Raw genomic sequence first — 18,435 nt, 5'->3', positions numbered from 1 at the left:
GCGTCCGGCTGTCTCTCCAACCCGTCCGGCCGTCTCTCCGACCCGTCAGCACCGCCTCAGCAGCGCCGGTGAAGGGGTATTTACGGATTAGGTCTGGGACCTGCAACCCCCATTTTGAAAAAACTTCACATTTCTCCGCAGAAACTCGCCCATGTTAATGAAAACAATAAGTTAGCTTAATAATTTGGGTAAGAAACAGGGCTGGGCGATGCGTGACGCGCGGGTTAGTCAAGGCTTTGGGCGAAATCGTACCCAATGCTTGGTATGCCCGCGGGGCTCGACCCAAAGAAAACGCCGCCCGAGTCCCCTCGGGCGGCGCTACCTCTGCGATGATCGTCGGTTTACTTCAGATCAAATCGATCCGCGTTCATCACCTTGTTCCAGGCCGAGACAAAGTCACAGACGAATTTACCCTCGGCACCCGTCTGACCGTAGACCTCAGCAAGCGCCCGCAGTTGCGAGTTCGAACCGAAGACCAGATCGACGCGTGTACCGGTCCATTTGACCTCACCGCTGGCGCGGTCACGACCTTCATAGACGTCCTTGCCGGCAGGTTTCCATTCGGTGCCCATGTCCAGAATGTTGGTGAAGAATTCATTGCTGAGTACACCCACACGATCCGTGAACACCCCATGCTTGGCGTCACCGAAGTTGGCGCCCAGAACACGCAGGCCACCGACAAGTGCCGTCATCTCTGGTGCAGATAAGGTCAACAATTGTGCGCGGTCGACCAGCAACTCCTCGGGCGAGACGGTGTAGTCGGCCTTTTGGTAGTTGCGGAAACCGTCTGCTGCGGGCTCCAGGACTGCGACGCTGTCCACATCGGTCTGCTCTTGCGATGCATCGGTGCGGCCCGGGGTGAACGGAACCTCGACATCCTGACCGCCAGCTTTCGCAGCCTGCTCGATGCCGACGGCACCGGCCAGAACGATCAGGTCGGCCAGCGACACTTTCTTGTTGCCCGACTGCGCGCCGTTGAACGCCTCCTGAACGCCTGTCAGCGCATCCAGCACCTTGGACAGTTTCATTGGCTCGTTGACGTCCCAATCCTTCTGAGGCGCAAGACGGATACGGGCGCCGTTGGCACCGCCCCGCTTGTCCGAACCGCGGAAGGTCGAGGCCGAGGCCCATGCGGTCGAAATCAGCTCGGACACCGACAGACCGGATGCAGCGATCTTGGTTTTCAAATCCGCTACATCGGCATCATCGACCAGGTCGTGATCCACCGCAGGCACGTTGTCCTGCCAGATCAGCTCTTCGGTCGGGGCTTCCGAACCGATATAGTTCGACCGCGGCCCCATATCGCGGTGGGTCAGCTTGAACCAGGCGCGCGCGAAGGCATCTGCGAACTCTTCCGGGTTCTCGTGGAAGCGTTTCGAGATCGGGCCATAGATCGGATCCATGCGCATCGCCATGTCGGCGGTGGTCATCATGGTTTTGACCTTCTTGGTCGGATCACCGGCCGCCGGGGCCATGTCTTCTTCCTTGACCCCGATCGGTTCCCAGATCCATGCGCCCGAGGGGCTTTTGGTCAGGTTCCACTCATATCCAAACAACAGGTCGAAATAGCCGTTATCCCATTTGATCGGGTTCGCGGTCCATGCGCCCTCGATGCCCGAGGTTGTGGTATCGTCACCGACACCCGAACCGAACTTGTTGATCCAGCCAAGACCCATCTCTTCGATCGGTGCCGCTTCGGGTTCGGGGCCGACCAGATCAGGATCACCCGCGCCGTGCGCCTTACCAAAGGTGTGGCCACCTGCAACCAGTGCGACGGTTTCCTCGTCATTCATCGCCATCCGGCCAAAGGTGTCACGGATATCACGGCCCGAGGCCAGCACGTTTGGTTCACCGTCCGGGCCCTCGGGGTTCACATAGATCAGGCCCATCTGAACGGCGGCCAGTGGGTTTTCCATGTCGCGCTCACCAGTGTACCGGCTGTGCGGGTTGTCGGTGGGGGCAAGCCACTCAGTTTCGGAACCCCAATAGATGTCTTCTTCAGGCGCCCAGATATCCGCGCGACCACCAGCAAAGCCAAATGTTTTGCCGCCCATGGATTCAATGGCGCAATTGCCGGCAAGGATCATCAGGTCGGCCCAGGAAATCTGGTTGCCGTATTTCTGCTTGATCGGCCACAGCAGACGGCGCGCCTTATCAAGGTTGCCGTTATCCGGCCAGCTGTTCAGTGGCGCAAAGCGCTGGTTCCCGGTCGAGGCACCGCCACGGCCATCCGCCGTGCGATATGTACCGGCGCTGTGCCAGGCCATCCGGATGAACAGACCGCCGTAATGACCATAGTCGGCAGGCCACCAATCCTGAGAATCGGTCATCAGCGCGTACAGATCTTCTTTCAGCGCCTTCATGTCCAGCTTCTTGAATTCTTCAGCGTAGTCGAAATCAGGCCCCAGCGGGTTCGACGCAGGCGAATTCTGGTGCAGGATCGACAGGTTCAGCTGGTTCGGCCACCAATCCCGGTTTGACCGGGTTCCTGCGCCGTGCATTACAGGGCATCCGCCTGTTTTAGGGTTATCACTTCCGTCCATGTCGATCTCCAATCCTGGCTAAAATCCGGCTCGTTCGCGCGGTGAGAAAACGCGGGCGATCAAGAACATATATAGATGACACTTTTACCTCTTTTAGATGCGCGGCTTGGATTGCGCACATTCTGTCAAAGGTATCGGCGACTCTTGTCTTGTCACCGCCAGACCTAGCAAATTCGAACCATGCAAATAAGTTTTCTTTATGGATGGTTCTGATAACCAAAAACTATCACCAAGCATCCGGGGCGCATCACCGGAAATCAAGCCGACAGCTCAGTTACCGGTCATAAGCGACCGCAGTCCAACCCGATAATTCGGGTACATCAGGTTTACTCCCAGCTCATCCTTGATCCGATCGTTTCTCACCCGCTTGTTCTCATTGTAAAAGCTGCGCGCCATGGGGGTCATGTCGGCCTCGTCAAAGGGTACTTCGGGCGGCAACGGCAGTCCCTGCAATTCGGCCGCATAGGCGATGACATCCTGTGGTGGAACGGGTTCATCATCACATACGTTGTAAATCGCCCCCGGATTGGGCGCGGACATGGACGCGGCAAGAACCTGGGCAATGTCAGCGACATGAATGCGCGAAAAGACCTGCCCCGGCTTGATGATACGTCGCATACCAACACGCTTGAGCTTGGAAAACGGCCCGCGACCGGGACCATAGATGCCCGCAAGGCGAAAGATGTGTGTCGGCAAGCCGGGGATGTTCTGCCACTGCTCTTCCGCCTGCACCCGCCATTTGCCGCGCTGCGCCGTGGGCGTAGCAGGGGTGACCTCGTCGACCCAGTTGCCCTGATGATCGCCATACACGGCCGTGGTCGAAAGATAGCCAACCCATTTGAATTGCGCAGCCCGTTCCGCAATCTCATCCGCCAATGCACCCAGAACCGGATCTCCGTCCGCGTTTGGCGCAGCCGAGATCAAAAGATGCGTCACCCCATCCAGCTGTGGCACTTGCCCCGGCCAAATCACCGGCTCTGCGCCGGACGCCTTGACCACCTGCGATTGGGCCGGATCACGCGTCGTACCCAAGATACGCCAACCATGGGGTTGCAACTGACGGGACAAGGCCTGTGCCGAGTACCCGTGACCGAAGGAAAATAGTGTGCCTGTCATACGCTCTTAGATGATCCGCAATTTCGCCAGATGCAAGAACTCTGCCAAGGATACTTGATTCGAATCCCCCAATGCGCCTTTCTTTTGGGTATGAGTGACAAAACACCAGATCTGCATGCCGCCTACGCGCTGGATTCCCCGGAAGACCACAAGCGTCTCTATGCTGAATGGGCCGGGGATTACGACGAAGGCTTTGCCACGCGCGAGGACTATCAGCTGCACATCCATACCGCCCGCGCCTTTGTCGGCGCCGGCGGGCAAGGGCCTGTGCTTGATGTAGGTGCAGGCACTGGCCTGTGCGGCGCGGTTCTGGCCCGGCTGGGTGTGGGACCGATAGATGCCACCGATATCAGCGCCGAGATGCTGGATCAGGCCATGCGCAAGGATATCTACCGCGACGCCATTGAGGCCGATCTGAACGAAGGCATCCCGGTGCCGCGCGAAAGTTACTCCGGAATCGTTTCATCCGGTTCATTCACCCATGGCCACCTCGGGCCAGAAGCTTTGACTGCACTGCTGCGTGTGGCCCGCCCCGGTGCTCAATTCGCGCTGTCGATCAATGCCCAACATTATGAAAAGCTGGGATTTGCCGAAACCCTGCACCGGTTGGCGCAAGGCCGGATTCGAAACCTGACCCTGCCCGAAGTTCGCATCTATGGCGATCTTGCATCTGGCCCCAACAAGGATGACACAGCGCTGATAGCCCTGTTCGAACGCGCTTAGGCCGACTATCGACCTTTCCACATGGGATCACGCTTTTCAGCAAAAGCGCGGGCGCCTTCTAGATTGTCTTCAGAGCCATAGAGGGTATCAACCGTCGGCAATTGCCGCCCGGTAATCCGATTCATGGCATCCTGAAACTTGGAGTCTTCAGCATCCCGTACAATCTCTTTGATTGCGGCATAAACCAAAGGCGGACCGCTGGCCAAAAGACGCGCCAGTTCCCATGCCCGATCCATCAGTTGATCGCCCGGCACGATTTCGTTCACCAATCCCCAGTTCTTAGCCTCTTGGGGGTCAAACCAGCGTCCGGTCAAAAGCAGTTCCATTGCCACGTGATAAGGGATGCGCTTGGGCAGTTTGACGCTGGCGGCATCTGCCACTGTGCCGGACCGGATTTCCGGCAGCGCGAAACTGGCGTGGTCCGCGGCAAGGATCATGTCGGCGCTCAGGGCCAATTCCAGCCCGCCGCCGCAGGCTATCCCGTTGACGGCGGCGATGACGGGCTTGTTCATGTTCCGCAGTTCCTGCAACCCGCCAAAGCCACCAACGCCATAATCTCCGTCCACGGCATCCCCGTCAGCGGCTGCTTTTAAATCCCAACCGGGGCAAAAGAACTTCTCGCCGCCACCGGTCAGGATGGCGACGCGCAGATCGGGATCATCACGGAAATCACGAAACACTTCGCCCATGACACGGCTGGTCGCCAAATCAATCGCGTTCGCTTTGGGACGGTCCAAAGTGACTTCCAGAATTGCGCCATCGCGCTTGGTTTTGACCGGGTTCATATACTTGCCTTTCGGATCAGAGCATCCACCGCTATGGCACGGTCCGGTGTGCAGATCAGTGGGTTTATTTCAACTTCGCTGACATGGGATGCGTTGGCAATGACGTAGGCCTGCACCGCATCGACAGCGTCCAGGATGGCCTCAATCTCTGCCGCTGGTTTGCCGCGATATCCCGCCAGCAAGGGGGCGCAGTTCAAATTACCCAGCGCCTCTTTCACCGCGGTGCGAGAGGATGGGATCAAAAGTGAAACCGTGTCGCGCAGGATTTCAGTCAACACACCCCCTGCACCCAGCGTCAGAACAAGTCCATGCGCCGGGTCTCGGGTCACGCCGACCAACAATTCTGCCACGCCGCCAACAGCCATTTCCTCAATAAGGACCTCTTCGGTTCCGATTTCCGCCGCGACTTCAGCCACGGCATCAGCGTGAACCTCTAGGCGCACGGCCGCATGTTCAGACTTATGCGCCAACCCGACGCCCTTGATCGCAAAAGGACCAGTCAGCGCGGCAGAGGCTTGTTTCGCCAGATCCGGCGTCACCACAACGTTGTGCGGTACACAAACACCGAATTCCGCAAGAGCCTGCTTGGCTTCTGCTTCGGTCAGAACATGATCCGCAACGGTATCCGAGGGCAACAGGACCGGTTCGGCCTCCGTTGCTTGCGGCCGCGCGGCCGCCTCAATTGCCGCAAGCGCTTCGTGCAATCCGGCAAAAGGGATAACACCGCCATCGAGTAATCGCTGTGCCACGTCTTCGGGCAAAAGCTCCGGCAGAGTCGCCGTTACCGCAAAGGGGCGCCCCGTCTGAGCAACACTATTCAAAGCAGCCTGCGTGGCGCATTCCCAATCCGTCGCATCCGTGTGCGGATAGTCGAGAATAGCCATAGTCAGGGCCTGTTCCGGCCCCATCATAGCAGTCCAAGCGCGGGTCATGGCTGGCGTGTCACGCCATATATAGGTGTGATAATCCAGCGGGTTCGCCAAGGCCACCATCGGCCCCAAGGCATCGCGCAGGTCAGCTTTTTGTGCTTGCGACAACGGCGGGAAGTGCAGATTGCGCCCCTCGGCCATGTCCGCAGCCAGACTTGCTTCACCACCTGAGCAACTGATCGACCCCAAACCGTTGCTGTCTAAGCGCCCGGTCACGTGCAGCAGCTTGAGGCATTCCAGGAAACTGGGAATGTCATCCAAACGCGCGATCCCAAGGCGATCCAGAAATGCCTGCGCGCCCGCGTCGCCTCCGGCCAATGATGCAGTGTGAGAAATCGTCGCCGCCTGTGCATGGGCGGACCGGCCCACTTTCAGCGCAACAATCGGCACGTTACGATCTCGCGCCTTTTTGGCCAGCGCCTCCCATTTACGCAGGTCACCGAAGCCTTCAATGTGGACACCTACCGCGGTGATCCGGTCATCATCCAACAGGGCCGAGGCGATGTCGGCCTGATGGGTTTGCGCCTGGTTCCCACTGGTCAGCATAAAGGCCAGCGGCAAGGCCCGGCGCTGCATCGTCATATTGATCGCTATGTTCGAACTTTGCGTCAGGATCGCCACACCGCGATCTACCGGTCGCATGCCGTGCTGATCGGGCCAAACAGCGGCACGGTCTAGCCCGTTGACGAAGCCATAACAGTTTGGCCCGAGGATCGGCATCTCGCCTGCGGCCTGCACCAAACGGACCTGCAAATCTGCACCCTGATCGTCCTCGGCATGCGCTTCGGTAAATCCCGAGGCAAAACACACTGCACCCCCGGCCCCCATGGCCGAAAGGACCGCGACAGTCTCGATCGTTGCATGACGGTTGATGCCAACAAAGGCTACGTCGGGGGCCGCTGGAAGGTCCTCAAGGCGTGCAAAGGCACTCAGACCCTCGATTTGACCGGCTTTGGGGTGGACCGGCCAGATGTCGCCCTGAAACCCGAATTTCTGGGCCTGTTCGATCACTGAGACGCACCAGGCGCCGCCGCCAATCACAGCGATGGATGTGGGGTGCAAAACGCGTGACAGGGAAGACATCAGGCGGCCCCCTCCATCACGCACCGAGTGTCCTCAGAAGATCGCGACTGATAATGTGGCGCTGAATTTCGCTGGTCCCGTCCCAGATACGTTCGACCCGCGCGTCGCGCCAGAACCGCTCAAGCGGGTAATCGTCCATCAGACCCATGCCGCCGTGGATTTGGATGGCAGCATCGGTGACCCGCGCGAGCATTTCCGAGGCATAGAGCTTGGCCGAAGCAATTTCGCGATTTGCAGGCAACCCTTTGTCCAGCCGATCCGCAGCGGCCAGCGTCAACAAGTCCGCCGCGTCAATCTCGGTGATCATGTCTGCGATTTGGAATGACACGCCCTGAAACTTGCCGATCTTCTGGCCGAACTGTTCGCGCGTGGCGGAATAGTCCAGCGCATAGTCGAAAGCGCGGCGTGCGCGGCCTACGGACATGGCAGCAACCGTGATACGGGTCGCATAAAGCCATGTGTTCATCACCTCGAACCCGCCATCGACCTCACCCAGAACCTGGGCGTCCGGCAGACGGCAATCGTCGAAATCAAGAACCATGTTCTTGTAACCGCGATGGCTGACCGATTTGTACCCGTCCCGGATGGTGAAACCGGGCGTTCCGCGATCCACCAGGAACGCCGTTATCCGCTTTTTCGGACCTTTAGGCGTCTGGTCCTCTCCGGTCGCGATGAAAACGATGATGAAATCCGCGTGCTCCGCGCCCGAGATGAAGTGCTTGGTGCCATTGACCACCCAGTCTCCGCCATCCCGCACCGCGGCGCACTTCATTCCACGAACATCTGACCCGGCACCGGGTTCGGTCATCGCCAGCGCGTCCATCCTTTCACCGCGAACGGCGGGCATCAGGTATCGTTCGACCTGCTCGCCCTCACACGCCATCAGGATGTTCTGAGGACGCCCGAAGAAGTGGTTCAGCGCCATGGATCCGCGGCCCAGCTCACGCTCGACCAGCGCGAACTCCAGATGGTTCAACCCTGCACAACCGACGCTTTCGGGAAAATTACAGGCATAAAAACCCAGCTCAATCGTCTTGCGCTTGATCTCATCCGCGATCTCCTCCGGGACTTCGCCGGTGCGCTCGACCAGCGCCTCATGCGGGTAGATTTCGTTTTCCACAAAGCTGCGAACCGTAGAGACGATCATCTCTTGTTCGTCGGACAATCCATATTGCATCGGGCGTCTCCACATCTGGCGTTGCGGCATATTCTGACGCGGCTTGCCATTTGAAACGTGCAGAAATAGAAGTTTACCATGCAAGAATGGACTAAATCACCCTCTGCACCGCAGCAAATCGGGGTTCTTCTGTTCGACGGATTCTCGAACCATTGTCTGGCCAATACGGTCGAGCCGCTGCGGGCTGCAAACACTCTGGCTGGTCGCAAATTGTACGATTGGCAGTTCCTTGCGTTGGAGGGTGGTCCGGTGACATCCTCATCCGGGCTGCAGGTCGCGCCGCATCGCCCACTCCAGATCGCCAGTGGGGACATGCTGATGGTCATGCCATCTTATGGATTCCGCGCGCATGGCGGGTGGCGCACCCTTTCAGGCCTGCGTTCTGCGGATCAGCGGTACAAAGTGCTGGCGGGCCTCGACACTGGCAGCTGGCTTTTGGCGCAAGCAGGGCTGCTGGACGGGCATCGCGCCACGATACACTGGGAAGAGCTGACCGGATTTACAGAAAGGTTCCCCGATGTCGAAGCCCACCGCGAGCGCTATGTCGTTGACCGCAATCGCATCACTTGTTCCGGGGCAATGGCGGCCTTTGATCTGGTCTTGCACCTGATTGGGCGGGATCAGGGGCAGGCCTTGGCGCTCGAAGTTTCGCAGCTGTTTATGACCCGCGATTCCGCGCGTTCGCACAAGGGCGGCGCTGGTGCGACCAGCGGTTACGTGAACAAAGCGTTAGCCCTGATGCAGGAACATCTTGAAAACCCCCTGCCCGTATCTGAAATCGCAAACCGAGTGGGCCGGTCGCAGAAAGCCTTGTCTGTACGCATGCAAGCCGAACTGGGTGCAGGCCCTGCTCAGGTCTATCGCCGCCTGCGCCTGAATCTTGCGCGCAAACTCGTGGCGGAAACCGACCTGAGCATCGGTGAAGTTGCCCTGCGCGCGGGCTATGACGATCCCAGCGCTCTGACACGCGCCTTCAAGGCCGAGTTTGGAACCACGCCGCGCGCGCTGCGGGCCGACTAGGTATACATCTGTTTCTTGTACGCCCTTGTTCGCGTCGTCGCCTCGGCTGATCCGTCGTGATAGGTGCCGAACCACTTATCGAACGGGATTTCAGAAGTGCCGTAGTTGCACTCGAAATACCGATGATGCAGCTGGTGAAAGAAGTCCCCGGCGCGGGCCGCATCCGTATCTCCGGCCTTTAGTTTTTCAAAGCCGGAATGGGACAGAACGGGGCTAACCTGCTGAAAGTACGCGTGAAACAGAACGTGCAGTGGGTGCGACGGCACGATCAGGTGAATGAAATAAGTCGTGAAGTACAACAGGTTCTCGTACCAATGGTTCGAAATTCCCGACCAGGGCCCGATGTTCACGTTCCGATGATGCACGGCGTGCACGTATTTATATAGCTTCGGGTGATGCTCGAGCCGATGAACCCAATAGAAATGCAACCCCGACCACATCGGGATGAACACCATCCAGACCACGAACCACACTGGCGCACCGGACCATGTCACTGTGGGCACATACCCGTTGGCCATCGCCCAGTAGATAACCCACTGATAAACCGTCGCGACGGTCGTCGCGCTGCCCAGCGTCCACCAGATATTGTCCAGAACCTGATTGCGGAATGTGAACGTACCATTGTTGCGGGTCAGATCGCGGCGATCAAACTTTTTGTACATGCCCTGTCCTTTTCGCATGTACAGCCACCAATGCAGACTACCCGCGACAAGAATCTGGGGCACCATATTCAATAACCAGATGCGAAACATCCACCCGGGCGCGAAGGTTTGCATTGCTTCAAGCGAGGGAAAGAAGAACGCATAGGCGATGACGGCCAGAGACAGGCACAAGGTCAATGCCGTGATCTGCAGCCACGCTCCGCTATACCATTTCAGCACTTCAGCGGGGCGCGGCGGCCATTTAAACAAAGGGTTTAAACTTACCGGGCCGTCGGGGTGATAGTGCCAACGGGCGGATTCGGGGTTCTGAGTCGTGTCGGTCATGGTGGTTACCCAGTTGAAGTGGTCAGGTGGCGTAGTCCGAGCCTTCGTCATCCAGCAAGGCTTTGATCTCCCGCAGATGTGCTTCGGCCTGATCAGGATAGTCTTCCAACTCTTGCGCGGTCTTCTCGGCAACCTCTTCCGAAAGCACGCGCAATCGTTGTCCCGTCTGCAGCGCTCGGATGTAGGTTTCCGCTGCGCGTTCAAAATAATAAAGCCTGTTAAAGGCATCTGCCGGGTCACTGCCGATCACAAGAACACCGTGATTGCCCATGATCATGACCTTTTTCTTAGGGTCCGACAGCATCGACGCACAGCGTTCACCTTCGCTTTCAAAGGCGAGGCCTCCGAACTCTTCATCCACGACGTATCGGTCGTAGAACGTGGCCGTATTCTGATCGATCGGCGGCAATGTGCTATCCGCCAACGATGCAAGGACCGTCGCAAAGATCGAATGCACGTGCATGACGCAACGTGCGTGCGGGCAGTGACGATGAATTGATCCATGCAGACCCCAAGCCGTCGGATCCGGGGCACCGGGTTGGTTCATCACATCGGCATCATTTGCGTCCAGAAACAGCAGATTTGACGCTTTGACCCGCGCAAAGTGCATCTGGTTCGGGTTCATCAAAAACTGCGTACCTTCCGGATTCACCGCAAGGCTGAAATGATTGGCAACGCCTTCGTGCATGTTCAGCCGCTCGACCCAGCGAAAGGTTGCAGCCAGATCAACTCGTTCGGCCCAGTGGTCGATATTGGCGCGCAGGTTGGTAACAGTCATTCCGGGCTCCTTTGCGGATAGCTGAGGACTTTCGGGAAAAAGTGCCTGCGGCATCAAAAATTGACCAACGAAAAAAACGCAACTATTTCATTAGCTGAACTAATGGCAAGGTTATACGCATGCAGAAACCACTTCCCCCGCTGGGTTGGCTCCGCACGTTCGAGGCGGCGGCGCGGCACCTGTCCTTTACCGGGGCGGCCCGTGATCTGAACATGACGCAAAGCGCAGTCAGCCAGCAGATCAAGTCCTTGGAAGGGTACCTTGGCCAGCCTTTGTTTTTGCGTCGACCACGCGCGTTGGAACTGACCGAAGCGGGCATCACGTATCTTCCAGTGGTGCGCGAGGCATTTCGGACACTCGTACGTGGAACTCAGGCCGTGACCGGCGCCCAGCAGAACGCGGTTCAGGTTCAAAGCAACATCACCTTTGCCGTGAATTGGCTGGCACCCAGACTGCCGAGTTTCCGAGCGTTACATCCCGATGTTCAGCTGAATATCTTCACCGAGCTTTGGGAGCCGCGCGAAATGGCCGAAGGGGCCGCCGTGGAAATCCGTTATTCACTACGACCGTCAGATACGGTTCGAACCGAATTACTGAGAACTGATCACTACTATCCAGTCTGTGCGCCGGGCTATCACGTGACGTTGGAAGACCTGCAACAACACCCGCTTTTTGACTGCTCGAACCTGCTGTCGAATTGGCTGGGTTGGGCCGAAGAACAGGGTCTAAACTGGGCAAATCCTGCAATCACTTATTCGACGACCTACTTGGTCAGCTTGTCCGTTGCCATGGCTGGAGGAGGGCTGTGTCTGGCGCATGACACCATTGCCAGTGACCTGATTGCGCAAGGTCGTTTGATAGCCCCGTTCGCCCATCGCGCACCCATGCCCGAAGCCTATTATCTGCTTCTGTCACCGCGCGCCGAAGAAAGCCCCGGCGCCATAGCGTTTGCCAATTGGGTTCGCCGCGAGCTGGAGATTGATCCACAGAAATAACCGGGTGCTGCTCCCGCCCATCATCGATGCCCTGCCGGGCGTCTCTTCTGGTTGGGCCGGGCAGCGCTGACGCGCTGCGTGACGGTTTGATGATACCTGTTCACAAGGGGTTGAACCTTCCTGCGCATTCGGGAAAGTTGGGCCATGGAACACACACCCTTCCCAAGTTGGCCCGATGTCGCCCCCCGTCTGATTGCAGTAGCTGCAGGTCGTGAAGCTGCAGATTCGATCATTCGCGGCGGAATCTGGGTGAATGTGCACAGCCGCGAAGCACTGCCAGATTATGATATTGCAATCGTTGACGGACGCATCGCCTATGTGGGACCCGATGCATCACATTGCACCGGCCCAGAGACTAAGATCATCGAGGCGACCGGGCGCTATATGGTTCCTGGCCTGTGCGACGCTCATATGCATATCGAATCAGGCATGCTGACACCGGCTGAATTTGCCCGCGCTGTCATTCCGCATGGAACCACCAGCATGTTCACCGACCCGCATGAGATTGCAAATGTCCTTGGCCTGGACGGCGTGCGCATGATGCATGACGAGGCGATGATGCAACCCGTGAACATCTTTACCCAGATGCCGTCCTGCGCCCCATCTGCGCCGGGATTAGAAACGACGGGGTACGAAATCACCGCCGAAGACGTGGCCGAAGCGATGAGTTGGCCAGGCATTATTGGCTTGGGCGAGATGATGAACTTTCCGGGTGTCATCAACGGCGACCCAAAGATGCTGGCGGAAATCGCCGCCACACAACGCGCCGGGAAAACCGTAGGCGGACACTACGCTTCGCCTGATTTAGGGCCTGATTTTGCCGCCTATGTTGCCGGAGGTCCGGCGGATGATCACGAAGGCACCTGCGAGGCGGACGCGATCGCGCGTGTTCGGCAGGGGATGCGCTCGATGATGCGGCTGGGCTCGGCCTGGTATGACGTGGAAAGTCAGATCACGGCTGTAACACAAAAAGGTCTGGACCCGCGCAACTTTATCCTGTGCACCGACGATTGCCACTCAGGCACGCTGGTCAATGACGGCCATATGAATCGTGTGGTTCGGCACGCCATCGCTTGCGGATGTGATCCGCTGATTGCCCTGCAAATGGCGACGATCAACACGGCGACCCACTTCGGGCTGGAGCGTGAAATCGGCTCGATCACACCGGGGCGGCGCGCGGATGTCATCCTCAGCTCGGACCTGAAAGAACTGCCCATCGAGACCGTGATTGCGCGCGGTCAGATCGTGGCCGAAAACGGTAAAATCACCGTCGACTGCCCGCACCTCAACTGGCCTGATACCGCCCGGAACACCGTGCATCTGGGGCATACCCTGACCGCTGCCGATTTCGAAATCCAAGCACCTGCAGGGGCAAACCGCGTGCAGGCCAACGTGATCGGCGTGGTGGAAAACCAGGCCCCGACCAAAGCTCTGAAGGCTGAACTGCCGATCATCGAAGGATTAGTCGAGGGCGACGGCGATGTCTGCCAGATTGCACTGGTTGAACGCCACCGGGCGACGGGCGGCGTGACGAACGCTTTTGTTTCCGGATTCGGATATCAGGGCAAAATGGCCATGGCCTCGACCGTGGCGCATGACAGCCATCACATGATCGTTGTCGGCACGGATCGCGAACAGATGGCACTGGCCGCAAATAGGCTGGCCGAAGTAGGTGGCGGCATCACCATATTCCGCGATGGGGAAGAATTGGCGCTGGTCGAACTGCCCATCGCAGGCCTGATGTCAGACAGCCCCGCCGCAACTGTGGCCGCCAAAGCCGAAGACATGGTCGCCGCGATGGAGGCCTGTGGCTGCACCCTCAACAACGCATATATGCAGCACTCACTTTTGGCACTAGTCGTGATTCCGGAATTGCGGATATCGGATCTGGGCCTGGTGGATGTGCGCACCTTTGAAAAAATCGATCTTCTGGAACCACTTGCATGACAATAATAAAAACACCCGACGCACCCAAACCGGAACAATTCACCGACCCCAAAGCGGCGGTCGCTCGGTTGGAAGCGCTCTATGAACAAGCAACCCGCTTTCTGTGCGACAGTTTCTCGGCAGCCATTGAACACGGCGCACCAACTGCGCGGTTCAGAGCCTATTACCCGGAAATTCGTATCAGAACGTCGTCCTATGCGCATGTCGACAGCCGTCTGAGTTTTGGCCACGTCTCAGAACCCGGTATTCATGCCACAACGGTTACGCGGCCGGATTTGTTTCGGTCCTATTTGACCCAGCAGATCGCGTTGTTGATCAAGAACCACGACCAGCCGGTTACGATTGGGCCGTCCGACACACCGATCCCGGTGCATTTCGCGGTTGCCAACAATCCCGATCTGCACGTTCCGCAACAGGGCGCGGCCGGGTTCACGTTGCGCGATGTCTTCGACGTTCCCGACCTGACCACGACCAACGATGATATCGTCAACGGGGTGTACGACCACGAAGATGATGCCGGTCCGCTAGCCTTGTTTACTGCCCAACGCGTCGACTATTCGCTGGCCCGGCTTGCGCATTATACCGCGACGGATCCCAGCCATTTCCAGAACCATGTCCTGTTCACGAACTACCAGTTCTACGTCTCTGAGTTCGAGAATTACGCGCGTGCGCAATTGGCCGATCCGGACAGCGGTTACACCAGCTTCGTTTCGACCGGGAATGTCGAGATCAAGGGCTCCGAGGAAGAGTTGGCCCAACCGCTGAAGCTGCCGCAAATGCCGACTTATCACCTGAAACGCGAGGATGGGTCCGGGATCACGCTGGTCAATATCGGCGTTGGGCCTTCGAACGCTAAAACGGCCACTGACCATATCGCCGTTCTGCGGCCCCACGCCTGGCTGATGGTCGGCCACTGTGCCGGGCTGCGTAACACGCAGGCGCTGGGGGATTTCGTTCTGGCCCACGCCTACCTGCGTGAAGACAAGGTGCTGGACGATGACCTGCCGGTCTGGGTTCCGATCCCGCCGCTGGCCGAGGTTCAGGTCGCGCTGGAAAGCGCCGTGGCCGAGGTTACCGAGTTGGAAGGATACGAGCTTAAGCGGATCATGCGCACAGGCACCGTCGCCTCGGTCGACAACCGCAACTGGGAACTGCGCGACCAATCCGGCCCTGTGCAAAGGCTCAGCCAATCCCGCGCCATTGCACTGGATATGGAAAGCGCAACCATCGCCGCAAATGGCTATCGGTTCCGGGTTCCCTACGGCACATTGTTGTGTGTTTCTGACAAACCGCTGCACGGCGAATTAAAGCTTCCGGGCATGGCATCTGCCTTTTATACCACCCAGGTCAGTCGCCATCTTGCAATCGGAATTCGGGCGATGGAACATCTGCGCGGCATGCCGTTAGAGCGTCTGCACAGCCGGAAATTGCGTTCATTCGACGAAACAGCCTTTCTCTGAAGCAAAAAAGCAACGATTTCCCCATATTTTTAGGGTTTTCAGCGCTACTATTCGTTGTGTTCGACCACAATATCCCGTTACAGTTACGCGGTGAGGCCCTATGTATCGGGCACGTTAAGGAGACCAAGAAATGGCAAAGCCTATGACAAAGACTCAGCTGGTGGCTGCTCTCGCTGAGGAAATGGGAACCGACAAGAAAGCTGCAAACGCAGCGTTGGAGGCCATGACTGGCCTGATCACCCGCGAAGTTTCCGCCGGCGGCGCAGTGACCCTGCCAGGCGTTGGCAAAATCTACTGCCGCGAGCGCCCCGAGCGCATGGTGCGCAACCCCGCCACCGGCGAGCAGTTCAAGAAAGAAGCCGACAAAGTGGTCAAGATGACCATCGCGAAAGCTCTGAAGGACAGCGTGAACGGCTAATCTCAGCTTTCACTGCAAACGATAGAGGGTCGCCTTCGGGGGGCCCTTTTTCTTTGTTCGCCTGTTGGGACGAATTTTGGCACACCCGATAGATTTCGATGTACTTTGCGGGTTACCCGTCTAGTTGTTGAATAACAACATTTGAATTCATCGATCGGTTTGAAAAACGTGACGCACTTCTTCTCCAAAATCTCGTCTCTCGCGATTGCTTTTTCTCTAACCTGGACAACTCAGTTGGCTGCGCAACCTGTGGGTTGGGGCTTTCAGGTTGATGGGCTTGCGGCGTATCAAGGCAACGCATCCTTAAGCGGAGGTGGCAATTTCTCTGCAAGTCGTGCCTTTATTCGTGGCGGTTCGCTGTATAATACCGGCGATGGTACGTCATTCGGCCTGTCCATAAGCCTTGGGCAATTTGACTACGACTTCAATCAGACTGACAATCAACCATGGACCGACATACGCGATATCCGGGTCTCGTTTCCGGTACGCGCGCGCGTCGGTGAAACGGCGCAACTGTTAATATCTCCACAAATCAGATGGGATTACCAAAGTGGTATAGACGCGTCTGATGGGCGGACTTACGGGGTTTTTGCCGGTCTGGCTTGGGAAGTCAGTAGCCGCTTGTCGATTGGACCTGCATTCGGCGTTTTTTCCCAACTCGAGGAAGAAGGCGTGGACTTTTTTCCGGCTCTTCTGGTGGATTGGGACATCAATGACCGTTGGAACCTGAATACGGGATCAGGGATTGGCGCAACCAGAGGGCCGGGGCTGACACTGAGTTATGCCATGACTGACACAATAAACCTGTCTTTGGCTGCGCGCGCTGAACGCATCCGCTTTCGCCTGGATGACCAAGGTCTTGCGCCGGATGGCGTTGGGGAAGACAAGAGCATCCCGGTTGTATTGGCCTTGGATTACAGCCCAAATCCCGGAGTTTCTCTAAACGTTTTTGCCGGAGCTGAATTCGATGGTCGGCTTACTCTGGATGACGAAAATGGAAGTGAGATTAGCCGGCAATCTTACGACACTGCACCGCTTGTCGGTTTTGCGTTCCGTTTTCGGTTCTGACTTTTCCAAAATAGAACTTCAAGACCACGGAAAACGGGCGCCGGATTAGGCGCCCGTCTGTTCTTTAACTCCGTTCGGCAATCAGTGAACCGTCTCAACCTTGTGGAAGTCCAGATCACGATCTTCGGGCATTGAATCGATGCTCAACACCTCTTTGCGCTTGGTGATCAGGATGTAGACCACGCAGGCCAAATAGAGGCCAACGACCACCGCTCCGATCCATTGGATCTGCAGCCACTGGCTCTGGAACAACAGGGTCAGGACAAACAGCAGGGCGACGTTGCCTGCAACGTAGATCGCCTTGCCGAACCGCTCGACTGTCAGGTTCAGGTTGTCTGTATAGAGCCTAATCAGCGAGTCCAGCGAGTTGATCACAAAGGTCACGCCCACGATCACCATCGCGATGTTGGTGATGCCCGCAGTGCTGATGCCGTTCAGGTGATAGTAGTAGAGAACGGTGAACCAGATTCCCAACGGGATCGACGGGAAGATCAGCAGCGCCGCGAGCAGTTGCCAGGTCTTCAGGCCACCAACAAAGCGAGAGGTGAACTGGCCGATCATAATCGACCACGCAAACCACCAGAACAGGTAGAAGGCGTGATAATCGGTCAGCGGCAGGACGAACTTGTGCAGATTGGCGAAATAGGCACCGATATTGCTGCCGGTTTCAACAATTCCGGTCATTCCCATTCCGGCCGCGACCCACATTCCGGTGATCAGTGCCAAGAACAGGAAGGTCGAGCCCACCGACAGGATACGTACGTATTTCAGGTCGGTCGAAGAATAGGCCGCTGCCAGAATGACCACGAATACGATGATGTAGAAGGTTGAAACCACGGATTCACCGTCTCCGACTTCGGGCAGATAGCCGGGCAGGTAGATCAGGAACAGGCTGGCGGTGAAGGCGCAGGTACCGATGATGACCACGTTGTTGATCAGCTTGACCAGCGGGATCTCAAAGAACTTCACGCGGGGTTCGATGACGCAGAAATAGAACGCTGTCAGGAAGTAGAAGGCCCAGATCAGGAAACCCCAGAACCCGAACTCGATGGCCAGCGGATTCGCAAAGGCATAGGCCGGTTCCTCGGCATAGCCGCCAAACTCGGTCAGCGGGAACATGATCAGGCCGACATCCAGACCGGACGTGAACAGGATCGCGATGAAGGTGAACAGATGCACTGGCGTGACGCCCACGCAACGCAGGTTCCACCATTTCACGACGAAGAAAGCGACCAGGCCCAATGCCAGCAGGACGCCGAAAGACAGAATATACTCCAAAAGCACCAACATACCTCCCTTGGTTAGTCAGAGTGCGGCTCGCATACCTTTAATTGACTGATCAATCAACAAACACCGCAATGCCGAATGTAACTGATGAGGCCTGTGGTTTTTTTGACGCGCGGCGCT

15 protein-coding genes are annotated in these 18,435 nt (G+C 57.5%); 7 read left to right on the top strand and 8 right to left on the bottom strand.

Features of this window, described 5'->3' with window-relative positions; translation table 11 throughout:
- Positions 1-341: 341 nt before the first annotated feature.
- Positions 342-2,543, bottom strand: coding sequence for a catalase/peroxidase HPI (gene katG / locus AC2FJF_RS22970; RefSeq protein ID WP_496727344.1), 2,202 nt, complete (start codon positions 2,541-2,543; stop codon positions 342-344).
- A gap of 270 nt (positions 2,544-2,813) precedes the next feature.
- Positions 2,814-3,659 carry an SDR family oxidoreductase gene (locus AC2FJF_RS22965; protein WP_496727343.1) on the bottom strand — a complete coding sequence of 282 codons (846 nt, stop codon included), beginning with the start codon at positions 3,657-3,659 and terminating at the stop codon, positions 2,814-2,816.
- Between the two features lie 90 nt (positions 3,660-3,749).
- On the opposite strand from AC2FJF_RS22965, the gene AC2FJF_RS22960 reads away from it, so the two are divergent.
- Entirely contained in the window at positions 3,750-4,382 is a 633-nt protein-coding gene (locus AC2FJF_RS22960; protein ID WP_496727342.1) for a class I SAM-dependent DNA methyltransferase, read from the top strand.
- Between the two features lie 5 nt (positions 4,383-4,387).
- On the opposite strand, the gene AC2FJF_RS22955 is transcribed toward AC2FJF_RS22960, so the two are convergent.
- Genes AC2FJF_RS22955 through AC2FJF_RS22945 form a run of 3 tightly spaced genes read right to left on the bottom strand, consistent with a single transcriptional unit; the run spans position 4,388 to position 8,356 of the window.
- Entirely contained in the window at positions 4,388-5,167 is a 780-nt protein-coding gene (locus tag AC2FJF_RS22955) for a carnitinyl-CoA dehydratase (protein ID WP_496727341.1), read from the bottom strand.
- Positions 5,164-7,179 carry an acetate--CoA ligase family protein gene (locus tag AC2FJF_RS22950; RefSeq protein WP_496727340.1) on the bottom strand — a complete coding sequence of 672 codons (2,016 nt, stop codon included), beginning with the start codon at positions 7,177-7,179 and terminating at the stop codon, positions 5,164-5,166. The genes AC2FJF_RS22955 and AC2FJF_RS22950 overlap by 4 nt, the downstream gene beginning before the upstream one ends.
- A 16-nt stretch (positions 7,180-7,195) precedes the next feature.
- The gene (locus tag AC2FJF_RS22945) at positions 7,196-8,356 is read right to left on the bottom strand and encodes an acyl-CoA dehydrogenase family protein (protein ID WP_496727339.1); all 1,161 of its coding nucleotides are present in this window, start codon (positions 8,354-8,356) and stop codon (positions 7,196-7,198) included.
- 78 nt (positions 8,357-8,434) lie between these two features.
- Between AC2FJF_RS22945 and AC2FJF_RS22940 the strand changes: the two genes are divergently transcribed.
- Positions 8,435-9,376, top strand: a complete 942-nt coding sequence (locus tag AC2FJF_RS22940) for a GlxA family transcriptional regulator (RefSeq protein WP_496727338.1) — start codon at positions 8,435-8,437, stop codon at positions 9,374-9,376.
- Here AC2FJF_RS22940 and AC2FJF_RS22935 read toward each other — a convergent pair.
- Complete coding sequence (locus AC2FJF_RS22935; protein WP_496727337.1) at positions 9,373-10,362, bottom strand: sterol desaturase family protein; 990 nt, start codon at positions 10,360-10,362, stop codon at positions 9,373-9,375. The genes AC2FJF_RS22940 and AC2FJF_RS22935 overlap by 4 nt on opposite strands.
- Positions 10,363-10,384: 22 nt before the next feature.
- Positions 10,385-11,140, bottom strand: coding sequence for a class II aldolase and adducin N-terminal domain-containing protein (locus AC2FJF_RS22930; RefSeq protein WP_282154113.1), 756 nt, complete (start codon positions 11,138-11,140; stop codon positions 10,385-10,387).
- A 119-nt stretch (positions 11,141-11,259) separates the two neighbouring features.
- Here AC2FJF_RS22930 and AC2FJF_RS22925 point away from each other — a divergent pair, with 119 nt between their 5' ends.
- From AC2FJF_RS22925 to AC2FJF_RS22905, 5 genes are all read left to right on the top strand, one after another.
- Positions 11,260-12,135 (top strand): LysR substrate-binding domain-containing protein, encoded by an 876-nt coding sequence (locus AC2FJF_RS22925; RefSeq protein ID WP_496727336.1) that lies wholly within the window; start codon positions 11,260-11,262, stop codon positions 12,133-12,135.
- 144 nt (positions 12,136-12,279) lie between these two features.
- The gene (ade, locus tag AC2FJF_RS22920) at positions 12,280-14,082 is read left to right on the top strand and encodes an adenine deaminase (protein ID WP_496727335.1); all 1,803 of its coding nucleotides are present in this window, start codon (positions 12,280-12,282) and stop codon (positions 14,080-14,082) included.
- Positions 14,079-15,542, top strand: coding sequence for an AMP nucleosidase (locus AC2FJF_RS22915; RefSeq protein WP_496727334.1), 1,464 nt, complete (start codon positions 14,079-14,081; stop codon positions 15,540-15,542). Before ade ends, AC2FJF_RS22915 begins: the two co-directional genes overlap by 4 nt.
- Before the next feature lie 130 nt (positions 15,543-15,672).
- Entirely contained in the window at positions 15,673-15,960 is a 288-nt protein-coding gene (locus tag AC2FJF_RS22910) for an HU family DNA-binding protein (protein ID WP_039533371.1), read from the top strand.
- Between the two features lie 234 nt (positions 15,961-16,194).
- Positions 16,195-17,028: a hypothetical protein gene (locus tag AC2FJF_RS22905; RefSeq protein ID WP_496727333.1), complete on the top strand. Its 834-nt coding sequence runs from the start codon at positions 16,195-16,197 to the stop codon at positions 17,026-17,028.
- An 81-nt stretch (positions 17,029-17,109) separates the two neighbouring features.
- Here AC2FJF_RS22905 and AC2FJF_RS22900 read toward each other — a convergent pair whose 3' ends face one another.
- A complete protein-coding gene (locus tag AC2FJF_RS22900) occupies positions 17,110-18,306 on the bottom strand; it encodes a BCCT family transporter (protein ID WP_496727346.1) in 1,197 nt (398 codons plus the stop codon).
- Between the last annotated feature and the right edge of the window lie 129 nt (positions 18,307-18,435).

It is taken from the genome of Ruegeria sp. CDSB013, assembly GCF_059611165.1.
The sequence above is the reverse complement of the archived record's forward strand: the minus strand, read 5'-3'. Positions and strand labels throughout refer to the sequence as shown.

What these genes read in the sequence shown, in the direction of transcription:
- katG (WP_496727344.1), bottom strand. Translation starts at nt 2,543, where the DNA reads ATGGACGGAAGTGATAACCCTAAAACAGGCGGATGCCCTGTAATGCAC.
- AC2FJF_RS22965 (WP_496727343.1), bottom strand. Translation starts at nt 3,659, where the DNA reads ATGACAGGCACACTATTTTCCTTCGGTCACGGGTACTCGGCACAGGCC.
- AC2FJF_RS22960 (WP_496727342.1), top strand. Translation starts at nt 3,750, where the DNA reads ATGAGTGACAAAACACCAGATCTGCATGCCGCCTACGCGCTGGATTCC.
- AC2FJF_RS22955 (WP_496727341.1), bottom strand. Translation starts at nt 5,167, where the DNA reads ATGAACCCGGTCAAAACCAAGCGCGATGGCGCAATTCTGGAAGTCACT.
- AC2FJF_RS22950 (WP_496727340.1), bottom strand. Translation starts at nt 7,179, where the DNA reads ATGTCTTCCCTGTCACGCGTTTTGCACCCCACATCCATCGCTGTGATT.
- AC2FJF_RS22945 (WP_496727339.1), bottom strand. Translation starts at nt 8,356, where the DNA reads ATGCAATATGGATTGTCCGACGAACAAGAGATGATCGTCTCTACGGTT.
- AC2FJF_RS22940 (WP_496727338.1), top strand. Translation starts at nt 8,435, where the DNA reads ATGCAAGAATGGACTAAATCACCCTCTGCACCGCAGCAAATCGGGGTT.
- AC2FJF_RS22935 (WP_496727337.1), bottom strand. Translation starts at nt 10,362, where the DNA reads ATGACCGACACGACTCAGAACCCCGAATCCGCCCGTTGGCACTATCAC.
- AC2FJF_RS22930 (WP_282154113.1), bottom strand. Translation starts at nt 11,140, where the DNA reads ATGACTGTTACCAACCTGCGCGCCAATATCGACCACTGGGCCGAACGA.
- AC2FJF_RS22925 (WP_496727336.1), top strand. Translation starts at nt 11,260, where the DNA reads ATGCAGAAACCACTTCCCCCGCTGGGTTGGCTCCGCACGTTCGAGGCG.
- ade (WP_496727335.1), top strand. Translation starts at nt 12,280, where the DNA reads ATGGAACACACACCCTTCCCAAGTTGGCCCGATGTCGCCCCCCGTCTG.
- AC2FJF_RS22915 (WP_496727334.1), top strand. Translation starts at nt 14,079, where the DNA reads ATGACAATAATAAAAACACCCGACGCACCCAAACCGGAACAATTCACC.
- AC2FJF_RS22910 (WP_039533371.1), top strand. Translation starts at nt 15,673, where the DNA reads ATGGCAAAGCCTATGACAAAGACTCAGCTGGTGGCTGCTCTCGCTGAG.